Source organism: Streptomyces sp. PA03-3a, assembly GCF_033792735.1.
GTDB lineage: Bacteria > Actinomycetota > Actinomycetes > Streptomycetales > Streptomycetaceae > Actinacidiphila.
Genome location: NZ_JARAVM010000001.1, coordinates 470,381 through 497,056 on the forward strand (window position 1 = coordinate 470,381; position 26,676 = coordinate 497,056).

Below are 26,676 nucleotides of genomic sequence, written 5' to 3' on the forward strand. Positions count from 1 at the left end.
CGGGGCACCCCAGGGACGGACGGCGAGCGTCCGCTCGACCAGGCTTCCTGCTTCACTCCGGTTCGTACCGGTACGCGGCTCGCGCGGCTCGTCGCGGCTCTACTGCTGGTCGCGGTCCGAGAGCGCCGCCGCCGTGGCGCCGGCGAACCCTTCCGGGGTGTCCGGCATGACGTTGTGACCGCAGTGCGGGACCGGGACCGCGGCCACCTCCGCCGCGATGAGCGCATCGGTGCCCGGGAGCGGGCCACCGGCCTCGGGCAGCAGGTAGGCGCGGAGGATGCTCAGGTCCAGCAGATGCTCACGCATGGCGGGAGCCGTGTCCCGGGTGAGGTGCACCGCGCGGCGACGCAGGGCCTCCTGGCCCGCCAGGCGCATCGTGGCGTCGATCAGGACCAGGCGGGAGACCGGACGGGCGTGCCGGGCGGCCAGGACGACAACCACCGAGCCACCCATGCTGTCTGCCCCGGCAACTCGACCCGGCGGATCCGGTCGCCCTCGGACGTCACGGCGGCGTTGCGCACGGCCTTCTCCCCTCCGCTCCGGACCGACGGAGAGACGAGGACGGCCACCGGGCCTCGGCGCACCACCACCGCATCCGGCACCGGACCGTGCGCGGACACCGGAAGCCTCGGCCTCGATCCGGACACCACGGCGGATTTCGTTCACACCGCCGGAACTCCCCGGCTGCACCCGTCACATCGGCGCGGGCTGCCTCGTCCACCTGAGGAAGCGGCAGCGGAGCGAGGGTGCATCGCGCGGCTCGGCCATCTCCGTACGACTCCCGGCGGTACGCGCGGGCGGGGTGGCGAAGCCGCCGGGCAACCGCACCGGGCCACCCGTGACGATCGCGGACCGACCGCTCCGCCCTCCCAGCCGACGGAGCGGCCGGTCTCGCGACGCGGCGCGGGCACGAACGGACCGCTGTGACGGCTTTCTTCCCTGTCGATCCAGCCCTGACCTCGAGGAACCGATGACCTTCTCCCTGGCCGAGCTCGACTCGCACGACCCGCACTGGAACAGGCGCGGCGCGATCCATGTGCCGTCAGGTAAAGGCCCGACGGTGTGGGCCGCCGGCGATGTCTACACGATCAAGGCCACCGGCGCGCAGACCAACGGCGGGATGGGCTTCATCGAGGCCACCGTTCCCGCCGGCGGCGGGCCCGTTCCTCACGCGCACCCCGAGCAGGAGGAGACGTTCTACATCCTTGACGGTGAACTGGAGTTCCTCGACGGCGACCACCTCTTCACCGCGGTCGCGGGTGACTTCGTCCACATCCCGCGGGGAGTCCGTCACCGCTTCAAGAACAAGGCCAGCCACGCCGCAAGGATGATCTTCATCTTCACGCCTCCGGGCCTGGAGCAGATCTTCGTCGACCACGCCCTCCCGGCCAGGCCCGGCGAGGCACCCCCATCGGTCATCGACGACGACCAGCTCGCGCGGTTCGACATCATGGCCGGGCTGGCGAAGTCGATCATCCTTCCCGAACCATCCTGAACTCCGTACCGCGCCACGGCCAGGTCCGCGTCACAGCGGCGCCAGGTGGCCGTCGGCCACGGGACATCCGCCGGCAAGGCCGGTGCTCACCCGGTCATGGTCCGCACCCCGGCCACGTGACCGCATCGCACACAGGAGAACCGAGCATGATCGAAGGATTCGAACACGGCTATGCCGAGGTGAACGGCACCCGGCTGCACTACGTCACCGGAGGAGAGGGCGAGCCGCTCGTCCTCATGGACGGATGGCCGCGCACCGTGCACGCGCTGCGCGAGATCCTGCCCCCGCTGGCGCGGCGCTTCCGTGTCATCGCCGTGGACTACCGCGGTCAAGGCGCGTCGGACAAGCCCGCCTGCGGCTACGACAAGAAGAACATGGCCAAGGACGTCCACGAACTGATCCGCGGCCTGGGCCACGAGCAGGTCAACATCGCCGGCGGGGACATCGGGGCGATGGTCGCCTACAGCTTCGCCGCGAACCATCCCCAGGCCACGAAGAAGCTCGCGATCTGGGAGGGAGGACCGTTCTCCCGGATATTCATCGACTTCATCAGCTCCTTTCCGCAGCCGGATCAGCCGAACCCCTGGTGGTACCCCTTGAGCCAGGTCGACGGCCTGCCCGCCAAGCTGCTGGCGGGACGGTTCCGGCACATCATCGACTGGTCGGCCGAGCACCTGGCGCTCCACCCGGAGCGGATCAGTGAGGAGAGCCGGGCCCTGTACGCCGCGGCCTACGACGCACCCGAGGCGGTCGCCGCGGCCTTCGGCGTGTACCGGACGTTCCACCAGGACCTGGCCGACAACAGTTCCTACCCGCCGCTGACCATGCCCGTTCTGGGCCTCGGCGGCCAGTACGTCGCCGTGGTGCAGGCGATGATGGAAGGCAAGGCCGACGACATCCGCTTCGGCACCATCGCCGACTGCGGTCACTACATCGCGGAGGAGCAGCCGGCCGCGCTCGTCTCCGAGTTGGAGAAGTTCTTCGGCTGACGCCGACACACGCACACGGGGAGTCGTCACATCAGTGCGGGCAGCCTCGTTTCCTTGACGAGGGCCGGACCTCACGAGGGTCGGAGGCCCGCCCGGCACCATCCGCGGCGCGTATCGCAGCCGTGAGTCCCTGGTGGAGAAGCATCACCTGACATGGGAGCGGCCCCCACACTGCCGAACGGGGGCCGCCTCCCCGAGTACGGGCCGCGTCCGGGTCACCGTTCGGCCACCGGCGGGCTCCCGTGTGGGCTGCCTCGTCCGGCGGCTGCCTGCGGACGCCCCTTCGACGTGGGCGTGCGTGCCGGGCGGGGCCCGGATCCCGCGTGGCCAGGCTCATTTCGGCGGGTCGGTCAGGCCTGCGCGGCCGGAGCCCCGCGCCGCTGCGGACATGCCGAACAACCGAGTCACCCACGTTTTCCGATCGGAGAAATACCGTTGCGTTCCTTTGCCCTGCACGCCGGATCGATGTTCGACGGATACACCCTGTCGGGTCCGGCCACCGTGTACGTCTCGGGGGACCGGATCGTACGCGTGGACCGAACCGGCGGGCTGCCCGCCGACGGCAGCGAGGTCATCGACTTCGGCGCCTCGGCCTGCCTGCTGCCGGGCCTGATCGACACACACGTCCACCTCGCCTTCGACGCCGGGACGGACCCCGTCACGTCCCTGGCCTCCACATCGGACGGCGACCTGCTCACGCACATGCGGACCGCGGCCCGCTCCGCCCTGCTGGCCGGCATCACCACCGTGCGCGACCTCGGCGACCGCGGCTACCTCCTGCTGGACCTCGTGGAGGAGATGAGCGTGCACCCGGAACTGGGCCCGGAGATCCTGGCCGCCGGCCCTCCACTGACCACACCGGGCGGCCACTGCCACTTCTTCGGCGGCGAGGTCGAGGGCACCGAAGCGCTTCGCGCCGCCGTACGCCGGCGCCATGCCCGCGGCTGCGGCGTCGTCAAGATCATGGCCAGCGGTGGCCACATGACACCCGGTTCGGTACCGCCGCACGCGTCCCAGTACAGCCTGGAGGACCTGCGAACCGTCGTGGACGAAGCACACCGCCTCGGGCTGCCGGTGGCCGCGCACGCCCATGGCGTCCAGGCCATCCGCGACGCCGTGGAAGCGGGCGTCGACAGCGTGGAGCACGTCTCCTTCCTCACCGCGCACGGCATGGCCGCCGACCCCGGCCTCGTCGACGCCATCGTGGCGAAGGGAACCTTCGTCAGCCTGACGCTGGGGCTGGACCCCGAGGAGCACATGCGGCTGCCCAAGCCCCAGGCCGACTACGTCAACGCCGTCATGGACACCTACGGCACGCTGCACAAGCACGGCGCCAACGTCGTCATCGGCTCGGACGCCGGTATCGGGCCCGCGAAGCCCCACGACGTCCTCCCGCACGGCGTGGCCAACCTGGCGCTACTGGGCGTCGCGCCGCTGGACGCGCTCAGGTCCATGACCAGCTCGGCGGCCCGCCTGTGCCGCGTGGAGGGCCGCAAGGGCCGCATCTCCGCCGGCGCCGACGCCGACCTCCTCGTCGTCGACGGCGACCTCGAGCACGACCCTTCGGCCGTCCTCGACGTTCGGGCGGTCTTCCGCGCCGGCACCCGCGTGCGGTGAGCCGACGGGCTTGCGCCGGACCACGCCCCGCAGGGGTCGCTGCACCTCGCCGGCGACAGCGCCCCCTGACCGTCTCCCGCGCCGTGCGGGGCCGCAGCCGACGAACTGCTCGGGCTCCCCGCGGGCCGGGTCGGCGCACCGCTGCGGGCCGCCGGCCGGGAGCGGCCGGCGGGCCCGCCTGGTCAGCGTTCGGCGAAGATCGGCGTCCAACGCCCGGCCGCGCCGTCGTTGCCCTTCCGGAATCCGCTCAGCGGCACGACCTTGTCGCTGCCGATCGTGACGAGCACGAGCCGGTTGTGGAACTCGTTCGATCCCGGGGTGATGTCCCAGGCGATCAGCCGCTTGTCGTCGGCCCAGGCGAGCAGCTGCTGCCCGCGTACTTTGGTGACCGCCTCGCCGGTGTGGGGGTCGAGGAGCACAGAGGCGGTCTGCTTGTCGTCGCCCGCGAAGTCGCCCGCGACGAGCCTGCCGTCCGGGGAGAGCCCTGCTGCGTTGGCCCAGTGCACGTACGCCTCGTCGGCGGGCCTGGCGACCTTCTTGCCCGCGAAGTCGTAGTACTGCATGTGGGGTTCCGTGCTGAGACCGGAATAGACCAGTTTGCCGTCGTGGCTGAAGGCGAAGTCCTGACGTGTGTTCAGCTCGTCGACGTCGGTGACCTCGCTCCATGAGCCCTTTCCGGAGTTCACGTCCAGGACGTAGAAGCCAGTCCGGCTCGACTGGCCCATCTGCGGCATCCAGTCGTTCTTCTCGCCGTCGCCGTCGCTGTCGTAATCCGCCCTGTACCGCAGGTCGGGGTTCTCGTCGTACGTCGTCGCGACGAGCTTGCCGCCGTCGGGCGAGAATGCGACGGACGCGACGCCGCGGTCGAGGGCGATCCAGCGCTCGACCTTGCCGGTGAACAGGTCGAGCAGGCCGATCCGCCTGGCGGGCAGGTCCTTCTCCAGGACGGCGGCGGTCCGCATGCCGGGGGCGACGTCCAGGAAGGACCACTCGGGCGACTCCACGTACGTACCGCTCTTCTGGTCGAGGAGCCGGTAATTGCGGAGGGTGACGGCGCGGTCGTCCGTCTGCTCGACGTTGCTCCAGGTGTAGTACGCGGCCAGCGCGACGTTCCCCGCCGCGATCAGGTTGCGAGGCGGCGTCTGGTCCGGGTGGGCGAGGATGTCGTGTGGGTGCGTCCCGCTCGAGACGTGTACGTGGTCCCTGTCGGCGGCAAGGAGCGGGACGGCCACCGCGATGGCGACCACGGCGGCGGTTGCCGCGGCGGCGCACGCCAACGCCCGGGTCCGACGGCGCCTTCGGGCCGTCAGCACCCGCCCGGCGAAGCCTGGTCCCAGGGGCGGCTGTCCGGCGGCCTGTTCGTGCAGCGAGTCGCGGAGCAGTTCGTCGGCGTTCACGGACGCACCTCCATGGGCGAGAAGTCACGCGACGGCTGCTGCTCGGCGTCCGCGGGGCCGAGTGCGGCCAGTTCCGGGGCCAGCCCCCGTAGCCGGGCCAGTGAACGGTGCGTGGTGGACCGGACCGTCCCGACCGAGCAGCCCAGCAGACGGGCGACGTCGGCCTCGGGCAGGTCCTCGAAGTACCGCAGGACCAGGACGGTGCGCTGACGGGCGGTGAGCCGGGCCAGCGCGGCGCGCATGACGATGCGCAGGTCGGCCGCGCCGGGCCCGTCGTCGGCGCCGTGGCGCACGGGGCTCTCCGGCGGCGCGGCGACGCTCAGTTCGCGCCGCGGCCACTTCAGCCGCCAGCGGCTCACCTGCTGGCGGTAGAGGACCTGCCGTACGTACGGCTCGGGCTCCTCGATGCGGTGCCAGCGACCAGCGGCCTTGATCAGCGCGTTCTGCAGCAGATCCTCGGCCGCGTGCCGGTCGCCGCCGCTGAGCAGGACGGCGGTCTTCAACAGCGCGGAGGACCTGTTCTCCACGAACTCCGTGAAGTTTTCCTGCGCCTCGGCATCCATCGTCACCTTCTCGGGTTGTCCTGGTCGTTCCGGGATCTTCCTCGGCGGGCTTGCTGCCCTTGATGACGTCCGCGGCGGCCCCCTGCTATGCCCCTGTCCGCGCAGGAATCGGGCGGGCGGTCGGCAGGGCCGATCCGGGCCGGCGGCACATCCGGATCGTCAGCCGGTGACGGGCGGTTCCTCACGCCGGCCGTCGAGGACGGCCACAAGGTCCTCAAGGACCCCGACGAACTCCCCGGCCGCGATCTCGGCCACGAAGATCTCGCCCGAATGGTCAGGACGGACGCCCGCGCAGGTGATGCTGTCGCCGGAACCGCAGCGTGATCGCCAAGCGGTCCCCGTCGCGGAACAGGTGGGCCGTCACGTTGTCCGTCGTGGGTCCCCGGCGCAGTGCCGAGAACCGGCTGCGCAGCTCGTATTCGGCTTCGGTCTCGTCGTCATCCCCGGCGTGGAGCATGAGGCGCCTGGGTGCGGTTTCCGGCGACAGGCCGTCGAACGGCGGCGGAGAGCCCCGACCGCAGCGCAGCCGAATGGCCGTGTCCAGTACGGCGAGGCGGAACTGCTCGACGAAGGCCATGTTGTCGTCGCAGGTCAGCCACTGCCCGGCAGCCCAAAGGTCGACTCGGCGCAGCGCGGCGTCCCATTCGCCGACCTCGGCGGCGAACCTGCTCCTGTCTCCGACGACGACGGCCACGGCGCGACTCTCGCAGCCGCCGCCCTTCACCGGCAAGCAGGGGCAGGCGCGGGAGAGACACCGCCGCCCGATCAGCCCCTGCCGCACACGGACCCCGGCCAGAGGAAGGCGTCCGCCGGGCGCCGTGGGCACCCCACGACGCCCGGCGGACGCGAGGGGCGTCATTCCACGAAGTGGCCCGGGCCGACGACCTTCCACTGGCGGGTGTGCCGGTCCTCGATCGAGGCGTAGGGGGCCCTGAAGACCAGCACCTGCTCGGTGGAGCGCTTGATCGTCCACAACTCGGGGGTCCCGCCGGAGCGGTCCCAGGCGATGGCCTGGCCCTCGACGTCGGGCAGCTTGACGGTCGCCACCCAGCGCAGGTCCGAGCCCTCGGACGGGACGTCCATCACATAGGCCTCGTCGTAGTCGTGGCCGGTGATCCACAGCCGGCCGTCGGGGCCCCACGAACCTCCGGAGTTGCTCATCGGCCGGACCTTGTCGAGGAGTTCCTGCGGCAGCGTCCAGGCCTCCACGACCCGGAACCGGTCGTCGAGCTTGACGATCTGCGTGTTGTCGGTGCCGCCGTACGGCTCGGTCGAGCCCGCCGGGGGCTTGTCGTAGTTGGCGAAGGCCGCCCACCACGCCCCGTCGTGCCGGTCCAGCCAGGTCAGCGAGCCGCGGTCGATGCCGAAGCTGAAGGTGTCGATGTGCTTCATCGTCCGGGTGTCGAACACCTCGACGGAGCTCTTCTCGGGCGTGACGTTGTAGTTCGAGGTCGCCGCGTACAGCTTGTCACCGACCACGGTGGCGCTGTCCATGTGGATGATCGGGCCGTCGGGGTCGCCGACGAACTGCAGGAGCGGCCTGCCGGTCTCCTTCTCGTGCTTGGTGATGGTCTGGTTGTTGACGGCGTAGAAGTACTTCCGGTCCACGGCGACACCCTGCCGCGCGTCGAAGGCGGCGAAGGTGTGCCGGAGTTCGGCCGTGTACTGCGCGGGGGCCGCGACGGCCGCCTTCGCGACCGATGGGGTCGAGGCCTCGGCGGATCCGAGGCCGGTGGCCGCCATGAGTGCCGCCGCCAGGCAGGCTGCCGCGGCTGAGGCGATCTTGGTTCGTGCTCGCATGGTTTCCCTCGGTCGATCCGGTGACAGGGCAGGTCTCGACCCTGACGCGGCCGAAGATCGTCCAGGCGAACTCCGGGGGAGCGGCGGGTGAAAGGCAGACCGCCCCGCGCTGCGCCCCGGCAGGCTCCTCCGCGCCCGCGACCGCCCGTGCGAGGGGCCGCTGTCGGTGGCGGGTGGGAGACTGCCCGGCATGATCGAACCGAATCCCAAGGCGGATCTCCTCCGGTACCTGCAGGACGCGCGGGACACCCTGCTGTGGAAGATGGAGGGGCTCTCGGAGTACGACGTCCGCCGCCCCCTGACGCCCACGGGGACCAATCTCCTGGGGTTGGTCAAGCACGCCGCCGGTGTGGAGCTGGGCTACCTGGGCGACACCTTCGGACGGTCGTTCTTCACGGACGAGTGGCCCTCCTGGTACCGGGAGGACGCGGAGGCAAACGCCGACATGTGGGCCACCGCGGACGAGTCGCGCGAGGAGATCACCGGGCTGTACCGCGGCGCCTGGGCTCATGCGAACGCCACGGTCGAGGCGCTGCCTCTCGACGCGGTGGGCCACGTCCCCTGGTGGCCGGAGGAGAGGCGGGAGGTGACCCTGAACCATGTGCTGGTGCGCGTGATCGCGGACACCCAGCGACACGCGGGCCACGCCGACATCCTCCGCGAGTTCATCGACGGCAGCGCCGGCTTCCTGCAGGGCAACGACAGCATCCCGCCGGGCGACGGTGCCTGGTGGGAGGAGTACCGCAACCGGCTCGAGCGCGTGGCCCGCGAGGCCGGTGGGTGACGTGAGCGCGCGGCAGCCAGCTCAGTAGCCTTGCGGCATGACGATGCGCATGACCGGCCCGGTGAGTGTCGACGCGATGATCGAGGACCTCAGGACGCTCGTCGAGGTTGAGTCCCCGTCCCGTGACGTCGACGCCCTGACGGCGTCGGCCAAGGCCGTCGCCGGTGTGCTCGAAAGGCGCCTCGGCGGTCAGGCCGTCTGCGTGGAGAGCCCGGGCGGGCCGCATGTGCGCTGGTCGGGCGGGGGCGAGCCCAGGGTGCTGATCCTCGGGCACCACGACACGGTGTTCCCGCTCGGCACCCTCGCCCGGCGCCCGTTCACCGTCGCCGGCGGCCGCGTCACCGGCCCCGGCGTCTTCGACATGCTGGGCGGTCTTGTCCAGGCCGTCCACGGCGTCGCCCTGCTGGAGGACCGTTCGGGCGTCGAGATCCTCGTGACCTGCGACGAGGAGGTCGGCTCCCCGCACTCGCGGGCCCTGATCGAGGAGCGGGCCCTCGCCTGCGGCGCCGTACTCGTCTTCGAGGGGGCCGCCGAGGGCGGGGCGCTGAAGACGGGCCGCAAGGGGTGTGGCACGTTCGAGGTCACCGTCACCGGCCGGGCCTCGCACGCCGGACTGGAGCCCGAGGCCGGTGTCAACGCGCTCGTCGAGGCCGCGCACCAGGTGCTGGCCGTCGCGGCGCTCGGCCGGCCCGAGGCCGGTACGACCGTCACCCCGACGGTCGCGTCGGCGGGCACCGTCGACAACGTGGTGCCCGCCCGGGCGACCGTCGTCGCCGACGTCCGGGTCGCGAGCGCCGAGGAGAAGGACCGCGTCGAGGCCGGCTTCGCCGCCCTGACCCCGCACGTCGAGGGAGCGCGCATCTCGGTCCGCGGAGGCGTCCACCGGCCCCCGATGCCGGAGTCGGCCTCCGCCGGACTCCTCGCCCTGGCGCGGCGGTTGCACCCGGGCATCGAGGGCAGGGTGGTGGGCGGCGGCAGCGACGGCAACTTCACGGCCGCGCTGGGCGTGCCGACCCTCGACGGCCTCGGAGCGGTCGGGGGCGGGGCGCACGCCGACCACGAGTACCTGGTCGTCGACACCATGGCCGAGCGGGCCACCCTCGTCGCGGGCCTGGTGGACGCCATCCGCAACACCTAGCCACCCGCTCCGGCCCGCTCCCGCCCGGTGCCGGAGCCCGTGTCCGGGCCGGTGTCACGGATACGCGGGCCGGCCGGTCATGGTCGTGGACGACCGCCCGTGCGCTTCGGCGCACCGGGGCGGCGGATCGACACGACTGGGAGAGGGATTCTCGATGCGGACGGTGGACCTCGGCGGTCAGGGACTGCGCGTACCGGTGCAGGGCCTGGGTGCGATGGGGATGAGCGTGGACTACGGTGCGGGCGACGAGCGGGAATCCGTGATCACGCTCAACCGCGCGGTGGACCTGGGCGTCACGTTCATCGACACGGCCGAGTCCTACGGCCCCTTCGAGAACGAGAGGCTGATCGCCCGCGCGCTGGGGCACCGCCGGGACGAGATCATCCTGGCGACGAAGTTCGGCCTCGACTTCGCCGACGACGGCACGCCCGGCCCCCTGGACGGCAGGCCGGAGCACATCCGCCGGGCCGTGGAGCGCTCGCTGCGCCACCTGGGCACCGACGTGATCGACCTCTACTACATGCACCGCGTCGATCCCGGCACGCCGGTGGAGGACACCGTCGGCGCGATGGCCGAGCTGGTCACCGCGGGCAAGGTCCGCTACATCGGGCTGTCCGAGGTCTCCTCGCAGACCATCCGCCGGGCCCACGCCGTCCACCCCCTGACCGCGGTCCAGTCGGAGATGTCGCTGTTCACGCAGGATCTGCTGGACAACGGCCGCAAGGCGACGATGGACGAACTGGGCATCGGCCTGGTCGCCTCCTCGCCCATGGGCCGGGGCTTCCTCAGCGGAGCGATCCGCAGCGTCGACGACCTGGCACCGGACGACGCGCGCCGGGGGCTGCCCCGCTTCTCGCCGGAGAACATCGCCGCGAACCTCGTCCTGGTGGAGCGCGTACGGGAGATCGCGCGGGCGCGCGGCGCGACACCGGGACAGGTCGCGCTCGCCTGGGTCAACGCGCAGGGGGCCGTCGCCATCCCCGGCACGAAGCGGCGGAAGTACCTCGAGGAGAACGCCGCCGCCGCCGACCTCGTCCTGTCGCAGGACGAGCAGGCCGCGCTCGGCGCCGCCGTCCCGGCCGGGGAGGTGAGCGGCGCGCGCTACACCGCGCGGGCGCTGGAGTCCACCAACCGCTGACCGGCGGTGGGCCGCGGCGGCGGCCCCGTGACCGGGGGACCGCCGCCGCGTCGGGCCGGGTGACCGGATCAGAGCCCGGCGAGCACCGCGAACGGGTCGGCCGCGCCGCCGTTGTCGACGGCCGCGATCCGGCGCCGCAGGGTGAACGCGGCGCCCGGTTGGATCGTCACCTGGCGCTGGGTCATCACCCAGATCCCGCAGGCGTACGCGGTGAAGCCCGGCTCGTCGTAGAGCAGGCCGTACGTCTGGCCGTCGGAACCGGTCATGCCGACCCAGGGAGCCGTCGGCTCGAAGTCGGCCGGGGCCGAGGCGGTCACGGTGCCGTACCCGGCGACGCCGCTGCGCTGGCCGGCGCCGTCGTGGTCCAGGACGTCGCCCAGCCAGAAGGCACGGGCCTGCGTCCCGCGGTTGGTGAAGACGCTCTCAGCGGTGACCCAGGGCTCGCCCTCGCCGATCGTGAAGGTCGTGACCACCTCGACGTCGGGGACCTGGGTGGTGGCGCCGGTGGCGCGCGCGGAGGCCACCGGGCCGCCTGCGGAGAGCACCTCCAGGGCCGTGGACCGTACGGTCAGCTGCTGCCAGGCGTTGCTCCCGCGCGGGCGAGCCGTCGAGGCGTACGGCAGGTTCATCCAGTCCAGCTGGTCCAGATGGCCCACGGCCGCCAGGTCCAGCGGCTTGCCCAGGGTCACCGCGGGCAGCTGCGGATCCTGGGAACCCGCCGACACGGCCAGCGACAGCATGCCGTTGGACAGCGTGACGTCCGTGGCCGCCGCCTGCGACTGCGGCCCCGGCACCGGACGGCCGGCGCCGGCCCGTACGGCGGCACGCGTCAGGGCGACGTCGCCCCGGGTCTGCGCCCCCGCGCGCACGACGGCAGTGGCGGTCCCCGGTTCGTAGCCGACGCCGTTGACGGCGACCGTGTACCGGCCGGGCGGCGCGAACGCCAGGTACTCGCCGGTGGTGTCGGTGGTGACGGCCGCGAAGCGGGTGCCGTCCTCCGCCGTGACGGTGACCTGGATGTTGGCGAGCGCCTTCCCGGTCGCCTTGTCGGCGATCCGGCCCACCAGCCCGTCCCCGGCGTCGATCCGCCGGGCCCCGGGCAGCCCGTCGCGGACCTCGAAGGCGGCGATGGTGAAGGCGGGCGAGGCGGCGTCGTCGCCCTTGAGGACGATGCGCAGGTCGGCGCGCCAGCGGTCGGGCGTCACGTCGCACATCACATAGCCGCGGTAGGTGCCGTTGTAGAACTTCACGTGCGGGTTCGCGACGAGGCCCGCGCGGACGTCGGCGTCCCAGCCGGCACCGGAGGAGATCGACGTGCCGACGAACTCGGTGGCGACGACCGGCGCGTGCGGGTCGTCGAAGTCCGTCGTGAGGTCGTTGACCCAGTGCGTGTGCCAGTCGCCGCTCAGGACGACCGGGTTGGCGACGTCGCGGTCGGCGAGGAAGTCGAGGATGCGGGCGCGGGCACCCGCGTACCCGTCCCACTGGTCGAGGTTGACGATCTTCCCCGGGCCGAGGTCGTAGTCGAAGGCGGCCATGATGGTCTGCTGGGCGATGACGTTCCACCGCGCCTTGGAGTGGTCCAGATTGCCGAGCAGCCACTTCTCCTGCTCCGGACCCGTCATCGTGCGCTCCGGGTTCCACACCTCGGGGCCCGGCTCCTTGCGGCCGTCCCCGTACGCCTGGTCGGTGCGGTACTGGCGGGTGTCGAGCACGCTGAACTCGGCGAGCTTCCCGAACCGGACCTGACGGTACATCAGCGCGTCGGGGCCGGTGGGCCGCTGCTCCGGCCGCAGCGGCAGGTGCTCGTAGTACGCCTGGTAGCCGTTGCCGCGGCGCTCCAGGAAGGGACGGCCGTCGCCGGCGCCGCCCGGCACGTCCGCCGCGTAGTTGTTCTGGACCTCGTGGTCGTCCCAGGTGACGAAGAACGGGAACCGGGCGTGGGCCGCGCGCAGTTCGGGCGAGGTCTTGTAGAGAGCGTGCAGCCGGCGGAACTCGGTGAGGCTGCCGGCCGTCGTCTCGTAGATGTAGTCGCCGAGGTGGAGGACGAAGTCGAGGTCCTGCTCCGCCAGATCGCGGTAGGCGGGATAGGCGCCGCCGGTCCACGACTGGCACGAGACGAACGCGAACCGCATCCGGTCGGCCTTCGCCCCGGGCGGCGGCATGGTCCGGGTGCGGCCGGTGCGGCTGCGGACATCGCCGTACTGGAAGCGGTACCAGTACCAGCGGTCGGGGGCCAGGTCTTCCACGACGACGTGCACCGTGTGCGCGGACTCGGGCAGCGCCGTCACCGCGCCGCTCGCGACGACCTTCCTGAAGGACTCGTCCTTCGCCACCTCCCACCGCACCTCGACGGGCGTCGCGGGCATGCCGCCGGTCTCCGCGTCGAGCGGGTCGGGCACCAGACGGGTCCACAGGACGACGCTGTGGTGGTCCGGGTCGCCGGAGGCGACGCCGAGCGAGAAGGGCGCGGGGTCCAGTTCCGCGGCGCGCACGGAGAGCGCCTCGGTCAACTGGCCCGCGGCCAGGACGCCGAAGGTGCCGCCCGCGAGGGCGAGGAACCGGCGGCGGTCGAGGGTGCGCAGAGCGGTGCTGGTAGTCACATCCCAAGATCGTGCAGCGCCCCGCGACCGGGCGGGTGTCTGCGCCGGGAAGGGAGGGTGACCACCACATGTCGGGCAGGGTCGGCCACGTGCCCGGATCAACACCCGCCACCCGAAAGACCGGTTCCGCACCTCCCTGAGACCGGCCACGCCCCCGGGAGGGCGTCGGGCCGTGGACCCCCGAGGAGCGGCCGGAGAACGACATCGCCACCTCGACCGGATCGAGCGACTCCTCCGCGAGGCCGGCGCCCTCTCAGGCGGCCCGCAGACGTGATGGGTCGCCGGAGTCACCGGGCAGGTCCTGCTCGACCCAGACGACCTTGCCGCCCGGCGCAGGCCGGGACCCCCAGCGGCGGGAGAGCTGCGCGATCAGGAACAGGCCGCGGCCGTTCTCGTCCTTGATGCCGGCGTTGCGCACCCGCGGGGCGCAGACGTTGGTGTCGGACACCTCGCAGGTCAGGACGGCGTGCCGCTTCAGGCACAGGGTGACGGCGCCGGATCCGTGGCGCACGGCGTTGGTGACGAGTTCGCTGACGATCAGCTGGGTGGAGTCCATGAGGCCGTCCAGACCCCAGGCGCCCATCTGGCCGGCGACCAACTGCCGGGCCTCGCTCGCGGCATGATCGTCACTTGGCAGTGTCCAGGAGGCCGACCGGCTGGTGCCGAGTGAGCAGGTCCGAACCAGGAGCAGGGTGACGTCGTCGCACGACACCTGCCCGGCGACGGACTGCGTCGCACGGTCGCAGAGGTCCTCCAGGGATCCGTCCGGCTCGGCGAGGGCGTCGCCCAGACTGTTCATCCCCTCCTCGATGTTGTGGTCGCGGGACTCGACCAAGCCGTCGGTGTAGAGGGCGATGAGGCTTCCCTCGGGCAGCTCCAGCTCCACGGACTGGAACGGGTCGCCGAGGCCGAGGCCGAGGCCGAGCGGCGCTCCGGCGGGCAGGTCCGGGAAGGTGACCCGGCCCTGCGGGTCGACGATCGCGGGCGGGGGATGCCCGGCCCGTGCCATCGTGCACACGCGGGTGGCCGGGTCGTAGACGGCGTACAGACACGTGGCCCCCACGACCGCCGCCGTCCCGTTCGCGGGCTCGGTGTCCTCCTCCTCGACCAGTCGCTGGATCGTGTCGTCGAGGCGGGACAGCAGCTCGGCGGGTGGCAGCTCCATGTCGGCCAGGGTGCGGACGGCGGCGCGGAGCGTGCCCATGGTCGCGGCGGCGTGGAGACCGTGCCCGACGACGTCGCCCACGACGAGGGCCACGCGGGCGCCGGAGAGCGGGATGACGTCGAACCAGTCGCCGCCGACCCCGTGGTCCAGGTCCGCCGGGAGGTAGCGCGACGCGGCCTCGACCGCCGTGCCGCCCCGCAGCCTGCGGGGGAGCAGATTGCGCTGCAGGGTCAGGGCCGCGGCCTGCTCGCGCGCGTAATGCCGCGCGACGTCCAGCGCCCGCGCGGCGCGCCCGACCAGCTCTTCGGCCAGCAGCAGGTCACCCTCCTGGAACGGCGTGGGATCCGTGGTGCGGAGGAACAGCGCCACACCCAGGAGGGCGTTCCGCCCCCGGATCGGGACGACCATCAGGGAGTGGACCCCGTGCGCGCGGACCCTGTCCCGAATCGCTGGGACCTGGTCCATCCATATCCCCGGAGCGGTGTCCAGAAGTGGCTCCAGGTGAGTTCTTCCCGTGCTCAGGACCTCGGTGAACGGCGACGACGCCGGCACCGTGACCGGTCCCCCGCGCACCCACGGCGACTCCGGGGTCCCTTCATGGATCGAGGCCAGCCCCGCACGGCGCAGAGCGGGCCGGCGTTCGCCCGCGGCCCCCGTACGGGCGGGCGAGCCGTCACCGGACGGCGCCGACTGCTCCAGATCCACGGCGACGAAGTCGGCGAGCAGCGGTACCGCGATGTCGGCCAGCTCCTGGCTGGTCTGCATCACGTCCAGCGTCCCGCCGAGCCGCGTTCCGGCCCCGCCCACCACGGCGAGGCGCTCCCGCATCAGACGGCTCTCGGCGATGTCGGCACTGACCAGACACACCCCCAGCGATGCACCGTCGGCGCCCTGGAGCCGTTGGAACGAGGCCGCGAGAGGGTAACCATGGCCCTTGCCCACCGGCAGCCATGTCCGGTACTCGTACACCTTCGTGGTGCCGCTCAGCAGCACCTGCTGCGTCATGGCCTCGAGCGCCTCCGCCCGGGGGCCGGGAGCCACCGCGGTCAGCCGGCGTCCGAGCCGCTGGTCGCACGGGATACCGTCATGCTCCGCCATCACGTCATTGGCGAACACGCAGCGCAGTTGCGGGTCGCGTACGGCGACCCCGATCGGCGCGCGGCCCAGAAGCGGTCCACTCACCAGGCTGCTCATCGCGTCACCGGAGAGCGTGCCGGTGTCGACCAGCGAGACGAACCAGCGCACCGCTCCGGCGAGACCGCGCAGCATCGTGATCCGCAGGCATGCCTCGATCACGCGTCCGTCCCGGTGACGCACCGCCGTCGTCCCCGACCAGCCGTTCTGCGCACGGCAGTGCTTGACGAAGTCCGATGTGCGCTGCCGCTCGCCGAACAGCGGCAGCACCAGTGCGGCCGACCGGCCGACCACACATCCGGCCAGGTGCCCGACGAGGTGTTCGGCGGCCTGCGTCCATCCGACGACGGTTCCCTGCTCGTCGAGCATGGCGATCGCCGTGTCGGGTATCTCGAGCCTGTTCGATCGCTTACCGAGCGAGACAGTCTCGAAGCTCTTCGTGGTCATCGAACCGTCGTCCTTGCCTGGGGTGGGGTCGGTCTCGCGGTGGACGGTCAAAAATCCGCCGGTTACTTGACAGACCAAGCAACCGGCTCTTTTGTGACAGAAGCCACATATAGGCACGTTCCCGGCGAGCACCAGGGCGACGGCGAGGTCGTACGCGGAGCGGTTGCCCCGTTCGGCTTTCCCCCGCCGACAATCTGCCTCGTACGTACGATCCGGGGCCTGTCCGACTCCTGGCGTCGACGGCGGCGACGGCCGGGACGGAGACGGTCGCGTATGCCCTGTCCGGCCTGGTCGCCGCGCACCCGGCCGTCCGGAAACCGGTCTGAGGCGTGGCTGCGGCCGGATTGGTCGCCAGCGCCGCATCACAGGCAGCGTTCGCCCCGGTCCGGTGCGGAGCGGCAGATGTCGGTGTTGCGGGTCCGCGTAGTCTCGCGGGGTGCATACACACCGCAGCTTCCGGAACCCTCCCGCGCTGCCTCACGAGGTTGTGGTCGAGACGCTGGAGCGGGCCCTGGGCGACCGCTCGCACGAGACCGAGGCAGCGAGTGTCCTGGTCGGGAGTGCGTTGAACGACGACGACCGGGAGTTCGTCGAGCACTGGTGCACGGAGGTCGGGACGCGGGCTGTGCCGGGCAGTCCGTTGCTCGGGCTGGCGGGCCTGTGCCTGGGCCACACCGCTCGGCGCTTCGGCCGACTCGGCGATGAGGCCCTCGCACTCGCGGCCTCGCTGGCGGCGCGGGCCGAGGGGGACCCGTCGGACGTGGACGGTCGGGCCCTGGACGGCTATGACGACGTGCGGAGCTTCCTGCACCTGGGGTGACGCTGCCTGTCGGGCGGGCAGTCCACTTCATGCCGTCCTCTCAGACGTCCGCGCCGTCGGTGGTCGGCAGGAGTGCGGCCAATTCGGCGGCGTCCGGGCGGTGGGCCGCCTCGGCCGCCTTGCGCAGAATGGCCCGGTCGACCTTGTCCACGTCGGCGATCAGGTGGATCACCACGCCGCCGGCGGGCACCGCGTACTCGTGGCTGTCGCCTGCCGTGCGATACCAGGCGTCGCCGTCCTGCTCACAGGTGACCTGCCTGTCCGACACCTCGCCCAGCGGCTGCTCGGTGCAGCTCTGCGCAGTCAGCGTGCCGCGGCGCACGAAGAGGCCGAACGCGGTGGCACCCTGGTCGGTCCGATACGCGGCGGAGAACTCGTCGTTGTACTCGCCGACCGACTGCTGGAACACGGTGTAGCCGGAGACCTCGGTGACGTAGACGAGTCCCGGCGCGACGCCCCAGACGCCGCGCGGCGGTGTCGAGGTCGGTGCTGTCGGCGGCGGTCCCGCCGCTCTGGTCCGTGGCGCACCCTGTGAGGAGAAGTGGCAGCAGGAGAAGAGGGAGCAGCGCACGCGCGGGTCGCAACATGCGCACATCCTTGTGCATGCGCATGCCACAGGCGCAATCGAGTTTCGGACTCCACCTCGTCCCTGCCCGGGCCGAGAGGGCGGACCCTGCCCGGCGGACCCGGGAGATCGGTGCCGGGTTGGACGGGATGGGCGGGAAGCGGTAGACGCTCGACGCGCACGGCGTGGGGCGAGCCCGCGCCGCGGAGCGCTGGCGTCCCGAGTCCGTGTGAGCGGGCGCAGAGCTTCGACACCGAACCCCCTGAACCCCTCCTTGGGTGACACCATCTCGCCTCCTCTCGACCCGTGTGTTTCCTCAGCTGGACTGCTTGCCGGTAGAAGATCGACACGGATTCGGCACGCAGTGTCCCGGCGGATCTGTACGGTGCGTACGACGCGCACGTACAGGCGAAGTGTTGGGGGCGGGCATGACGGCGTATCTGACTGAGGCTGATCCACGATGGGATAAGCACTCTGGTGAAGCAGGGCACTACCGAGACTCGGAGTGGGGTCCGCAGGACTTGGAGCGCGCCGCGAAGTTCTTGGCCGAACTCGCGCCGCAGGCCTGGCAGGTGTTCCAGTACCTGCTGCGCAACCCTGGTCGCGCGATCCACTGCACGGAGTTGGTGGACAAGGCCCTGGGCGGGCCGAACGAGAGCGATCCGGCTCGGCGCGTGGCGGGGGTGCTGTCCGGGATGAGCAAGGGACACGGCAACAGTGAGCGGCGACTTCCGTTCTACTGGTGGGAGGCTCCGGAGGGGAGCGTGGGTGCAACGTACGCGGTCCGCCCCTCGGTGGCAGCGGTGTTCTTGGCCGCTCAGCTCGACGCCACATGATTTCCACAGCCGTAACCGACGCCCGGTGGCGGTGACCTGCGGTCAGCGGATCGATCACTGCTCTGAGCTGCTGCTGGGCTGTCGGCGGTTGTCGGCTTCGGTCACCAGCGAGTGCCCTTCCACTGCCCGAGGCGGCCCCCGGGAGGGCACTCGGTTGTTGAGGAGGCCCGCTAGGGCGTGCATCGAAGGTATTTCCAGGGCGATCGTCAGGCTGCCCCGCTACGGTGCGGGCATGGCGAATTTCGTGCTGGTTGCAGGTGCGCGGCTCGGGGCGTGGGCGTGGGACGAGGTGGTGCCGTATCTGCGTGCGGCCGGCCACGGCGTTTACCCGTTGACGCTGTCCGGCCTTGCTGACAAGCGGGGTGTGCCGGCAGGGCAGCAGACCCACGTCCAGGACATTGTTGCCGAGGTCGAACGCCAGGGTCTGTGTGACGTCGTCCTGGTCGGTCACAGCTACTCGGGCATCCCGGTCGGTCAGGCCGCGGAGCGGATCGGCGACCGGCTGGCCCGCGTGGTATTCGTCGACTCCAGTGTTCCGACTGATGGCGAGTCCTTTGCCTCCGTCTGGCCGGACGGCGGGGCGGGGGTGAAGGCATCGATCGCCGAAAACGGAGGGTTTTGGCCGCTCGTGCCCGCAGCTCACTACGACGGCGAGGGTCTCACCGATGAGCAGATCGCACGTCTCGTGCGTGGCTCGACGCCGCACCCGGGCGCCACGCTGACCGAGCCCGCCCTGCTGGCAGGGCTGCTCGGTGACCTTCCGGCGACGTACATCCAGTGTCTGCTCGCCGGGGCCGAGCTCGACGACGACGTGGCCGAACTGCTGAACAGCGAGTACTGGCAGCTGGTCAAGATGGACACCGGCCACTGGCCGATGTTCTCCCAGCCGCGCGAGCTGGCACAGATCCTGCTTGACGCAGCCGGGGAGTAACTGCAGGTCCATGCCTGCGCGCTCCCTTTGAGCGGGTATCACATGTGCTGGTCACAGCCATTCGTTGATGGCTGCTACGAGGACCGTGGCCTCGTAGCGGACCTGCAACGTGTCGTAGCGTGTGGCCACGGCCCGATACCTCTTGAGCCGGTTGACGCCGCACTCGACTGCGTGGCGCTCCCGGTAGTCGACCGGGTCGAATGCGGGAGGCCGACCGCCTCGGGATCCTCGCATCGTGCGGTTGGGGGCCTGCTCGGCTTTGCCGGGGATGGTGCAGCGGATGCCGCGCCTGCGCAGGTAGGCCCGGTTGCCACGGGACGCACAGGCCTTGTCCGCCCGTACCCGCCGGGGCCGGGTTCGGGGACTGCCTGGACCAGGGCGGGGAACCCGGACACGCTCCAGGACCGTCCGAAGACACCACCGGGCGGCTCCTTCTGTAGCTTGCCCCATTTGCGGGCTCCTGTCGCGTGTTGATGGGCCCGGCAGACCGTGGAGTCGACGTCGAGGTGACTTGCGTGGATCAACGGCCCTAGAGTGATGCGCGGTTGCCGCATGGCGTGCGTTCCCGGGCCGTTGGGGCGGGCCGTCGGTCGGCATCTGGGGGGATGAAGTGTTCGGTCTGATGATTCTGGCGGTTGTGTCCGCTCTTGTCCTGTGGCTCTCGTGGCGCATCTTCCGGGGAGGCCGCGCATTGCGTTAGCGCGGGGTCCGGACTCAGGCGAAGTGCGTGAACATCGCAGGGGGGCCGAACGGAAACTTCACACTCACGATCAAGTTCACGGCGGACGGCGGCCAGGGCGTACGCACGACGGTTGCCCCGTTCGACGTGCCGCCCGTCCCCCCAGGGGGCCTACTCGGGGTGGTCTACGATCCGCGGGAACCCGTCAACGTGTCGACTCCCGACCGTGTGGGGAACGGCAGGGTCGCCCTCTGTTTCGTGGTTGTCTCGGCAACGGCGCTTCTGCTCACGGCCGGCCTGATCGCACTCAGCGTGCTCGCGCTTGTGCTCGGTTAGGCGTGCCGCGGGAGGGTCCCCAGACCGGGGCGTGTCTGACAAATGGTCACCTGGCTGCCTTGTGCGACCCGCCCGCCATGCGGGGCCTCGGCTTCCGTGCCGGGAGCCGGTACGGCTCTTCCCGCCACTCAAGGCACATGGGCCGTCGACCTCCGGACCGGACGAACATAGAGAGGTCTACGACGACGGTCCCAAGGGCAGCCGCCGCAAGCGGTCGCTTTTCTCGCCGGCGATGTGCGTGGCGCGTTGCGGCGGCAGCGGATGCGTCAGGCGCCCGCGCGGGAGCGTGCGGGGGAGCAGTGGACCGAGAGCGACCACGTCTCACCACCCGCGATGGGTGCCCGGTGGAGCCGCGGAACCCGTCCTGCTCGTTCACGCGCGTGGCGGGAAACGCCGGCCTTCGCCTGATCCGGCTGCGCGACGCCCGGCACGGCCGCGCCATGCGCCGTCATTGGTCAGCCTCGACTTCCGTCAAGCGGCCTCGGACGGCCCACAGACGGCCCGAGCCGCTTCGCTTTCAATACGGGCGACTGCATGACGACGCCACCGGCGAATCACAAGCGCAGCCAAGATCAGTCCCAGGCCCGCCAGAACAGGGCTCCCGCAGCTGATCGTAGCCTGCGGCCTCCGGCACGAGAGTGGTACGGGCTCCGCGCTGGTGAGGCTCTCGATGCGATCCACGGGCATGGCGGTCCCCCGAGGTCTGCTGGGCACGTGGCGAGGACGCCTGAGGCCGCCGGTGGGCAACAGTGGTTGCTGCGGCTGCCGTACTTCACTGCCGTACACGCTTGCCACGCCGGGACTCGCTGCTGTCACCGAGCCAAGCGATCTGTCACAGGCGATCCGGGGTGCCTGTGGACAACCCCGCACTGGCCCAGCGCCTCGACAAGGCGACCTACCACGGTGTCGCGCGGCCCAGGGTCTCGTTGGGCCCCGCTGATGATCGGCGCCGACACGGTCGCCCAGGCCACCCGCACCCGCACGCTCGGCGTCTGCGTCGCGTCGGTCGTCGCCGTCCTGCTCCTCCTGCCGTTGTCGTTGTTCCTGTGAGTCGCGCCATGAGGACCGTGGCCCGACGGGGAAGGGACGTTCAGGGCGTCAGGCCGGCCAGGACGGTACGGGCGGCGGCGCGGAACTCCTCGTCGTCGCGGATGATGTCGGTCTGTATGCCGGATCCCACGATGCGGCTTTCCCCGTCGGCGAGTCGGCGCATCCGCTCGAGTTGGGCGGGGGTGAACGCGGTGGGGCCGAGGGCGGCCAGGGCCTTCAGCGCGGTGAGCGCGGAGTTGAGATACGCGCCCGGCTCCAGCGAGGGGAGGACGCGCTCGGCGAGTTCGGTGAGCGGGACGCCGGCCGGGCGGTCGCTGCCGGGGTGCAGGGCCACCAGGGCGCGCACGGCGGCCGCGGCCGTGTCCGAGTGGTCGAGCATCGCCGTCAACCGCGGTACGGCCGCCCGCGCCGCGGGGCCGACGAGGGCCGCGACCTCCGCTGCCCGCTGGGTGACCCGGTCGCCCCAGGGCTGCTCGGCCCAGGCCAGGCCTTCCAGGACGACGGGCAGCACGCTATCCTGATCCCCCGTCAGTTCCCAGATCACGGTGGCCGCCGTCAGCGCCGCCTCGGCCGCGGGGACGGTGGAGCGGTTCTCCACCGGTTCGGCCAGCAGCGCCCGGAGACGGGGCAGCAGCGGACGCGCCTGTTCGCCGAGCGGTGCGACGGCGCGGAGGCAGTTGTCGCGCGGACCGTTCGGCTCGTCGAGGGCGGTCCCCAGGACCGCGAGCAGCGCGGTCGCGTCGCCCGTCAGCGTGTGGAGCGCGGCCGCGGCCGCCTGCCGGTCCGGCACCGACCCGGTTCCGGTGCGGGCCCTGAGCGCGGCGACCACCTCCGGGTCGCGCCCGGCGTCGGCGACGGCGGCGAGCGTCCGGCCGGTCGTGAACGTGTGATGGGGGAGGGCGGCGATCAGTTCGGGCAGCGCCGCGCGGGCGGACGGGCCCCAACCGGCCAGGAGACCCGCGAGGTGGACCGGTTCGTTGACGTCGGCGAGGCCGCCGGCCACCAGCGACTGCCGCGGGCCGGCCGTCGCGGCGCCGTCCGTCCGGGCCGCGAGCCGGGCCCGGACGGCGTCGAGCAGCGCCTGGGTGCACGGCAGCGGAGCCGGAGGCCTCTGAGTGGTGCGATCGAACGCCGCTTTCAAGGCGCGCGGCCGGTCCTCGATCCCTCGCGCCAGGAGGTCCGCGGCCTCGGGCGCGCCCACCCTCACCAGGGCTGCGAGCGCACGGTCGGCGTGCTCTCCCGCCCCTTCGGCCATGCGGACCAGTGGAGGCACCGACTGCGGCACGGGTACCTCCCAGTCCCGTATCGCGTCGATGACGTCGCCCGCGGTGTCCGGGTGGTCGAGCAGCGGCAGCATCGCGGGCAGCAGCCGTGCCGGGGCGGTCCTCGAGCGCAGCGCGAGGCACTCGGCCGCCCATGTCGCCTCCTGGGCGGCCTCCTTGGGGTGAGCACCGGCGCGAACGGCTTCGGCCGCGCGGCCGAGCGCCGAGACGGCGACGTCGATCGCGGCGTCGGCGTCCCCACGCTCGTGGAGTCCGGTGACCAGGTACTCCAGAGCCTCGCGTTCCCACTGGCCGCCCGCCGTGTGCGGCTCCAGCGGCGACAACTCCGCCACGACGGCGGCCGAGTCGCGATTCCACGGCTGACCTGTGTCCACGATCGCCAGCAGAGCCGCCACCCGCACCTGCGGGGGCTCCGTCGTCCGCCGCGCCGCCGCGCACCATTCCTGCGCCGCGCCCGGGTCGACGGCGGCACACGCGGTCAGCACGTCCGCCCGCACCGTCGGATCGGTCTCCACCGTCCAGCGGGAGCGCAACGCCGCCCGCGCGTCCGCTCCGGCCCCGGACCCGCACTGGGCGACCGCCCAGGCCGCACACTGCCGCACCTCGGGGTCGGCGTCAGACAACAGGGGCAGGAGGAGCGGAAGTTGTGCGATGACCGCCGCACGTGCTGCGCCCGGCCGTTCCGGATCGTGCTCGTCCGTGCTCTCGGCTATGGCGCCCAGCATGCCCAGCAGTTCCGCGCCGCGCACACCCGCCGCCGCGAGGCGCGCCAGGAAGGGCACGGCAGGAACCGTCGCCCGGTACACCGTGCCCTGGTGAACGAGGCTGCTCCACAGCTCCTGCTCGGCCTCCTCCGCGGACTCCTCGTCCGCGGCGGCCAACGCCCGCAGCAGGTCGGGGACATCATCGGCGGGGCCGTAGGCGTGGTGCAGCTCCGGCCAGGCGATCCGGCCGAGACCGGCGAAGACGGTGCCGAGATCCATGCTGAAGATCGTGACACGAGGGTCCGACAACTCCGGGCCCGGGCGGGAGGCGATCGCCTCCCGCCCGGGCCCGGCGGCACTCGGGTGCCTACGCCCGCGCCTCGGCGACGGTCCGTCCGCGGTCGGTCCGCGGGAAGCGGTCGAGCATGGCGCGCAGTTCCGCGCCGTCGACGTTGGCGCCGAAGGGCTCGGTGCCCGGTTCCAGACGGACGCCCTCCGCGAGCGGTCCGGCGACGACGGGGTCGAAGCCGAGCGCGTCCACGAGGCGGGCGACCTCGGCGAGGTCGCCGGGGCCGTCGCCGGCGATGGCGATCGCCTTGCGGCCGGGCGTCCCGGCGGGCCGGGCCCCGTCCTCCAGGTCGTGGTAGCCCATGTGGTTGAAGGCCTTCACCACGCGGGAACCCGGCAGGAAGGCCTGCACGGTCTCGCTCGACGACGTGCGCGGGTCGGTGAGGTCGTCGCGTATGCCGTCGACCTCCCACCAGTAGTTCATCGCGTCGATCACGAGCTTGCCGCGCAGCGCCTCGGCCGGGATGGTGCGGTACTTGCCCAGGGGGAGGGCGAGGACCGCGAGGTCGGCCCGGGCGGCGGCCTCGGCGGCGGTGACGGCGACCGCGCCCGGGGTGAGGACCTCCACCGTGAGCGCGATGGCGGCGGGGTCGCCCGAGCCCGCGATCAGCACGCGGTGGCCCGCGGCCAGGGCCAGCCGGGCCAGCACGGTCCCGACCTTGCCCGCGCCCAGGATGCCGATCGTGCGCACGCCCTCGGTGTCCATCGCTTCTCTCCGTTCCTGCGTCAGCTTCGGCGTCAGCCCGCGAGGATGTCGCGGACCATGGGGATGACCTTCGTGCCGTACAACTCGACGGCACGCATGCGGGCGCCGACCGGCTGGGGGCCCACGGTGTAGATGAGGTCGAACCGGCCGACCCCCAGGTCGCCGACGGCCTGGGCGATCTTGCGGGCGACGGTCTCGGGCGACCCGACGTACATGGAGCCGTGCTCGATCTCGGCGTCGTACTCCTCACGGCGGACCGGGGGCCAGCCGCGCAGCTTGCCGATGCGGTCGCGCATCACCTTGTAGCCGGGCCAGAACCCCTCGCGCGCCTCCTCGTCGGTGTCCGCGACGAAGCCGGGGGAGTGCATCCCCACCTGGTGGGCGGTCGTGCCGAACTGTTCCGCGGCGCGCCGGTACAGGTCGATGTAGGGCGCGAAGCGCGTGGGGGCGCCGCCGATGATGGCGAGCATCAGCGGGAATCCGTAGCGCGCGGTGCGGACGACCGACTGGGGCGAGCCGCCCACGCCGACCCAGGTCTGCAGCCGCCCGGAGTCGGTCTTCGGGAAGACGTCGGCGTCCTGCAGCGGGGCCCGCGTGGTGCCGCTCCAGGTCACCGGCTTCTCGTCGAGGAGCTTCGCGAAGAGCTCGATCTTCTCCTCGAAGAGCACGTCGTAGTCGCTGAGGTCGTACCCGAACAGCGGGAAGGACTCGGTGAAGGACCCGCGGCCCAGGATCACCTCGGCCCGGCCCTGGGAGAGGGCGTCGACGGTCGAGAAGCGCTGGAAGACGCGGACGGGGTCGTCGGAGCTGAGGACGGTGACGCCGGAGCCGAGCTTGATCCGCTCGGTGCGCGTGGCGATGCCGGCGAGCACGGTCTCCGGAGTCGACACCGAGTACTCGGGGCGGTGGTGCTCACCGAGTGCGATGGCGTCGACGCCGATCTGGTCGGCGACGACGGCCTCGTCGAGGACCTGCCGGATGGCGGCCGCGTGGGAGACGGGGGCACCGGTGTCGTCCACCGGTACGTCGCCGAACGTGTCGAGGCCGAAGACGAGGTCAGACATCAGCAGGTTCCTTCGTGAGCAGTTCGCGCACCATCGGCGCCACTTCCCGGCCCAGGAGTTCGATCGTGCGGGCGCGGGCCTGGCGGGGCAGGTGCATGATGTCGTACTTGAGGTCGAAGCGGTTCAGGTGGAGGTCGCGGGCGACCCGGGCGATCTTGTGCGCCACCGTCGCGGGGGAGCCGACGAAGAGCGCGCCGTCGGCGACCTCCGCCAGGTAGCGCTCGTACGAGGGCCGGTAGAAGCCGCGCTCCTCGGAGAGCGCGGTCATGACCGGCTCCCAGTACCGCCACCAGGTCTCGACGGCCTCCTCGTCGGTGTCCGCGACGAGGCCCAGGGAGTGCTGGCCGATGGGCTGGACGGGGTGCCCGGCCTGCTGGAGGCCGCGCCGGAAGAGGTCCACGTGGCCCGCGAAACGCTGCGGGCGGCCGCCGATGATCGCCAGCATCAGCGGCAGCCCGTAGCGGGCGGCGCGCAGGGTGGAGTTGGGGCTGCCGCCGACGCCGATCCAGGTGGGGATGCCGCCCTTGCGCATGCGCGGCCGCAGCAGCTGGCCGGCCAGCGGGGTCCGGACGGTGCCGGACCAGGTGACCTCCTCCTCCCGCTGCAGGCGCATGAAGAGGTCGAGCTTCTCGTCGAAGAGCCGGTCGTAGTCGGAGACGTCGTGGCCGAACAGGGCGAACGACTCGGTGACCGAGGCCCGTCCGAGGACGAGTTGCGCGCGGCCGTCCGACACCGCGTCCAGGGTGGAGAACGCGTGGTAGAGCCGCACGGGGTCGTTGGTGCTGAGCACGGTCACCGAGGTGCCGAGCCTGATGCGCTCGGTGGCGGTGGCCATCGCGGAGAGCAGGACGGGGGTGGCGGTGTCCATGTGTCCGGGCCGGTAGTGCTCGCCGACGCTGAAGACGTCGAGCCCCGCGGCGTCGGCCAGCGCGGCCTCCTCGACGAGCAGCCGTACGGTCTCGGCGTCGCTCAGTGCGCGGCCGTCGTCCGTCGCGATCTCGCCGAACGAGTTCAGGCCCATTTCGAAGGCAGTGGGCGTCATGGTCCCCTCCTGTCGCCTCCGGAACGGCTCCGCGCCCGGCGG

At 71.9% G+C, this 26,676-nt stretch carries 23 protein-coding genes and 1 pseudogene; 11 read left to right on the plus strand and 13 right to left on the minus strand.

What is annotated here, in order from left to right; translation table 11 throughout:
• Positions 1 to 99: 99 nt before the first annotated feature.
• Entirely contained in the window at positions 100 to 453 is a 354-nt protein-coding gene (locus PV342_RS02010; RefSeq protein WP_500315661.1) for an alpha/beta fold hydrolase, read from the minus strand.
• Between the two features lie 517 nt (positions 454 to 970).
• On the opposite strand from PV342_RS02010, the gene PV342_RS02015 reads away from it, so the two are divergent.
• The 3 genes from PV342_RS02015 (at position 971) to PV342_RS02025 (ending at position 4,101) form a co-directional block, all read left to right on the plus strand.
• Positions 971 to 1,495 (plus strand): cupin domain-containing protein, encoded by a 525-nt coding sequence (locus PV342_RS02015; RefSeq protein WP_018562125.1) that lies wholly within the window; start codon positions 971 to 973, stop codon positions 1,493 to 1,495.
• Positions 1,496 to 1,641: 146 nt separating this feature from the next.
• Positions 1,642 to 2,484, plus strand: coding sequence for an alpha/beta fold hydrolase (locus PV342_RS02020; RefSeq protein WP_018562126.1), 843 nt, complete (start codon positions 1,642 to 1,644; stop codon positions 2,482 to 2,484).
• A gap of 465 nt (positions 2,485 to 2,949) precedes the next feature.
• Positions 2,950 to 4,101 (plus strand): amidohydrolase family protein, encoded by a 1,152-nt coding sequence (locus PV342_RS02025; protein WP_400796590.1) that lies wholly within the window; start codon positions 2,950 to 2,952, stop codon positions 4,099 to 4,101.
• A 182-nt stretch (positions 4,102 to 4,283) separates the two neighbouring features.
• Here the strand turns inward: PV342_RS02025 and PV342_RS02030 are convergent, their stop codons facing one another.
• The 4 genes from PV342_RS02030 to PV342_RS02045 form a co-directional block, all read right to left on the minus strand.
• Positions 4,284 to 5,498, minus strand: a complete 1,215-nt coding sequence (locus tag PV342_RS02030) for a WD40 repeat domain-containing protein (RefSeq protein ID WP_500315662.1) — start codon at positions 5,496 to 5,498, stop codon at positions 4,284 to 4,286.
• The gene (locus tag PV342_RS02035) at positions 5,495 to 6,061 is read right to left on the minus strand and encodes a SigE family RNA polymerase sigma factor (protein WP_400796582.1); all 567 of its coding nucleotides are present in this window, start codon (positions 6,059 to 6,061) and stop codon (positions 5,495 to 5,497) included. The genes PV342_RS02030 and PV342_RS02035 overlap by 4 nt, the downstream gene beginning before the upstream one ends.
• A gap of 274 nt (positions 6,062 to 6,335) precedes the next feature.
• Entirely contained in the window at positions 6,336 to 6,755 is a 420-nt protein-coding gene (locus PV342_RS02040; RefSeq protein ID WP_400796577.1) for a hypothetical protein, read from the minus strand.
• Between the two features lie 161 nt (positions 6,756 to 6,916).
• On the minus strand, positions 6,917 to 7,861 hold the full coding sequence (locus tag PV342_RS02045) for a hypothetical protein (protein ID WP_400796574.1): 945 nt from the start codon (positions 7,859 to 7,861) through the stop codon (positions 6,917 to 6,919).
• A gap of 190 nt (positions 7,862 to 8,051) precedes the next feature.
• Here PV342_RS02045 and PV342_RS02050 point away from each other — a divergent pair, with 190 nt between their 5' ends.
• From PV342_RS02050 to PV342_RS02060, 3 genes are all read left to right on the plus strand, one after another.
• Positions 8,052 to 8,645, plus strand: a complete 594-nt coding sequence (locus PV342_RS02050; protein ID WP_361007837.1) for a DinB family protein — start codon at positions 8,052 to 8,054, stop codon at positions 8,643 to 8,645.
• 37 nt (positions 8,646 to 8,682) lie between these two features.
• On the plus strand, positions 8,683 to 9,783 hold the full coding sequence (locus tag PV342_RS02055) for a M20 family metallopeptidase (protein WP_500315663.1): 1,101 nt from the start codon (positions 8,683 to 8,685) through the stop codon (positions 9,781 to 9,783).
• A 154-nt stretch (positions 9,784 to 9,937) separates the two neighbouring features.
• Complete coding sequence (locus tag PV342_RS02060) at positions 9,938 to 10,921, plus strand: aldo/keto reductase (protein WP_400796568.1); 984 nt, start codon at positions 9,938 to 9,940, stop codon at positions 10,919 to 10,921.
• A 68-nt stretch (positions 10,922 to 10,989) separates the two neighbouring features.
• Here PV342_RS02060 and PV342_RS02065 read toward each other — a convergent pair whose 3' ends face one another.
• Positions 10,990 to 13,524 (minus strand): alkaline phosphatase D family protein, encoded by a 2,535-nt coding sequence (locus PV342_RS02065; RefSeq protein WP_500315664.1) that lies wholly within the window; start codon positions 13,522 to 13,524, stop codon positions 10,990 to 10,992.
• A 253-nt stretch (positions 13,525 to 13,777) separates the two neighbouring features.
• Complete coding sequence (locus PV342_RS02070; RefSeq protein WP_500315665.1) at positions 13,778 to 16,270, minus strand: SpoIIE family protein phosphatase; 2,493 nt, start codon at positions 16,268 to 16,270, stop codon at positions 13,778 to 13,780.
• A gap of 436 nt (positions 16,271 to 16,706) precedes the next feature.
• Between PV342_RS02070 and PV342_RS02075 the strand changes: the two genes are divergently transcribed.
• Positions 16,707 to 17,090, plus strand: coding sequence for a hypothetical protein (locus PV342_RS02075; RefSeq protein WP_500315666.1), 384 nt, complete (start codon positions 16,707 to 16,709; stop codon positions 17,088 to 17,090).
• A 40-nt stretch (positions 17,091 to 17,130) separates the two neighbouring features.
• Here PV342_RS02075 and PV342_RS02080 read toward each other — a convergent pair whose 3' ends face one another.
• Positions 17,131 to 17,661 carry a hypothetical protein gene (locus PV342_RS02080; RefSeq protein WP_500315667.1) on the minus strand — a complete coding sequence of 177 codons (531 nt, stop codon included), beginning with the start codon at positions 17,659 to 17,661 and terminating at the stop codon, positions 17,131 to 17,133.
• Between the two features lie 515 nt (positions 17,662 to 18,176).
• On the opposite strand from PV342_RS02080, the gene PV342_RS02085 reads away from it, so the two are divergent.
• Both PV342_RS02085 and PV342_RS02090 read left to right on the plus strand, forming a co-directional pair.
• On the plus strand, positions 18,177 to 18,491 hold the full coding sequence (locus tag PV342_RS02085) for a DUF6416 domain-containing protein (protein ID WP_500315668.1): 315 nt from the start codon (positions 18,177 to 18,179) through the stop codon (positions 18,489 to 18,491).
• Positions 18,492 to 18,723: 232 nt separating this feature from the next.
• Positions 18,724 to 19,422 carry an alpha/beta fold hydrolase gene (locus PV342_RS02090; protein ID WP_391578631.1) on the plus strand — a complete coding sequence of 233 codons (699 nt, stop codon included), beginning with the start codon at positions 18,724 to 18,726 and terminating at the stop codon, positions 19,420 to 19,422.
• Positions 19,423 to 19,473: 51 nt separating this feature from the next.
• Here the strand turns inward: PV342_RS02090 and PV342_RS02095 are convergent, their stop codons facing one another.
• Entirely contained in the window at positions 19,474 to 19,656 is a 183-nt protein-coding gene (locus PV342_RS02095; RefSeq protein WP_500315669.1) for a hypothetical protein, read from the minus strand.
• Between the two features lie 493 nt (positions 19,657 to 20,149).
• On the opposite strand from PV342_RS02095, the gene PV342_RS02100 reads away from it, so the two are divergent.
• Together PV342_RS02100 and PV342_RS02105 are read left to right on the plus strand one after the other, a co-directional pair.
• Positions 20,150 to 20,437, plus strand: a complete 288-nt coding sequence (locus PV342_RS02100) for a hypothetical protein (RefSeq protein WP_500315670.1) — start codon at positions 20,150 to 20,152, stop codon at positions 20,435 to 20,437.
• Positions 20,438 to 20,612: 175 nt separating this feature from the next.
• Positions 20,613 to 20,877: pseudogene (locus tag PV342_RS02105) on the plus strand (site-specific integrase); the annotation flags it as partial.
• Between the two features lie 650 nt (positions 20,878 to 21,527).
• Here PV342_RS02105 and PV342_RS02110 read toward each other — a convergent pair.
• The 4 genes from PV342_RS02110 to PV342_RS02125 all read right to left on the minus strand — a co-directional run bounded on the left by PV342_RS02110 (position 21,528) and on the right by PV342_RS02125 (position 26,634).
• Positions 21,528 to 23,753 (minus strand): HEAT repeat domain-containing protein, encoded by a 2,226-nt coding sequence (locus tag PV342_RS02110; RefSeq protein ID WP_500315671.1) that lies wholly within the window; start codon positions 23,751 to 23,753, stop codon positions 21,528 to 21,530.
• An 88-nt stretch (positions 23,754 to 23,841) separates the two neighbouring features.
• Positions 23,842 to 24,528: an NADPH-dependent F420 reductase gene (locus PV342_RS02115; RefSeq protein WP_500315672.1), complete on the minus strand. Its 687-nt coding sequence runs from the start codon at positions 24,526 to 24,528 to the stop codon at positions 23,842 to 23,844.
• Positions 24,529 to 24,560: 32 nt separating this feature from the next.
• The gene (locus tag PV342_RS02120) at positions 24,561 to 25,592 is read right to left on the minus strand and encodes an LLM class flavin-dependent oxidoreductase (protein ID WP_500315673.1); all 1,032 of its coding nucleotides are present in this window, start codon (positions 25,590 to 25,592) and stop codon (positions 24,561 to 24,563) included.
• Complete coding sequence (locus PV342_RS02125; RefSeq protein ID WP_361013346.1) at positions 25,585 to 26,634, minus strand: LLM class flavin-dependent oxidoreductase; 1,050 nt, start codon at positions 26,632 to 26,634, stop codon at positions 25,585 to 25,587. The genes PV342_RS02120 and PV342_RS02125 overlap by 8 nt, the downstream gene beginning before the upstream one ends.
• Positions 26,635 to 26,676 lie beyond the last annotated feature (42 nt).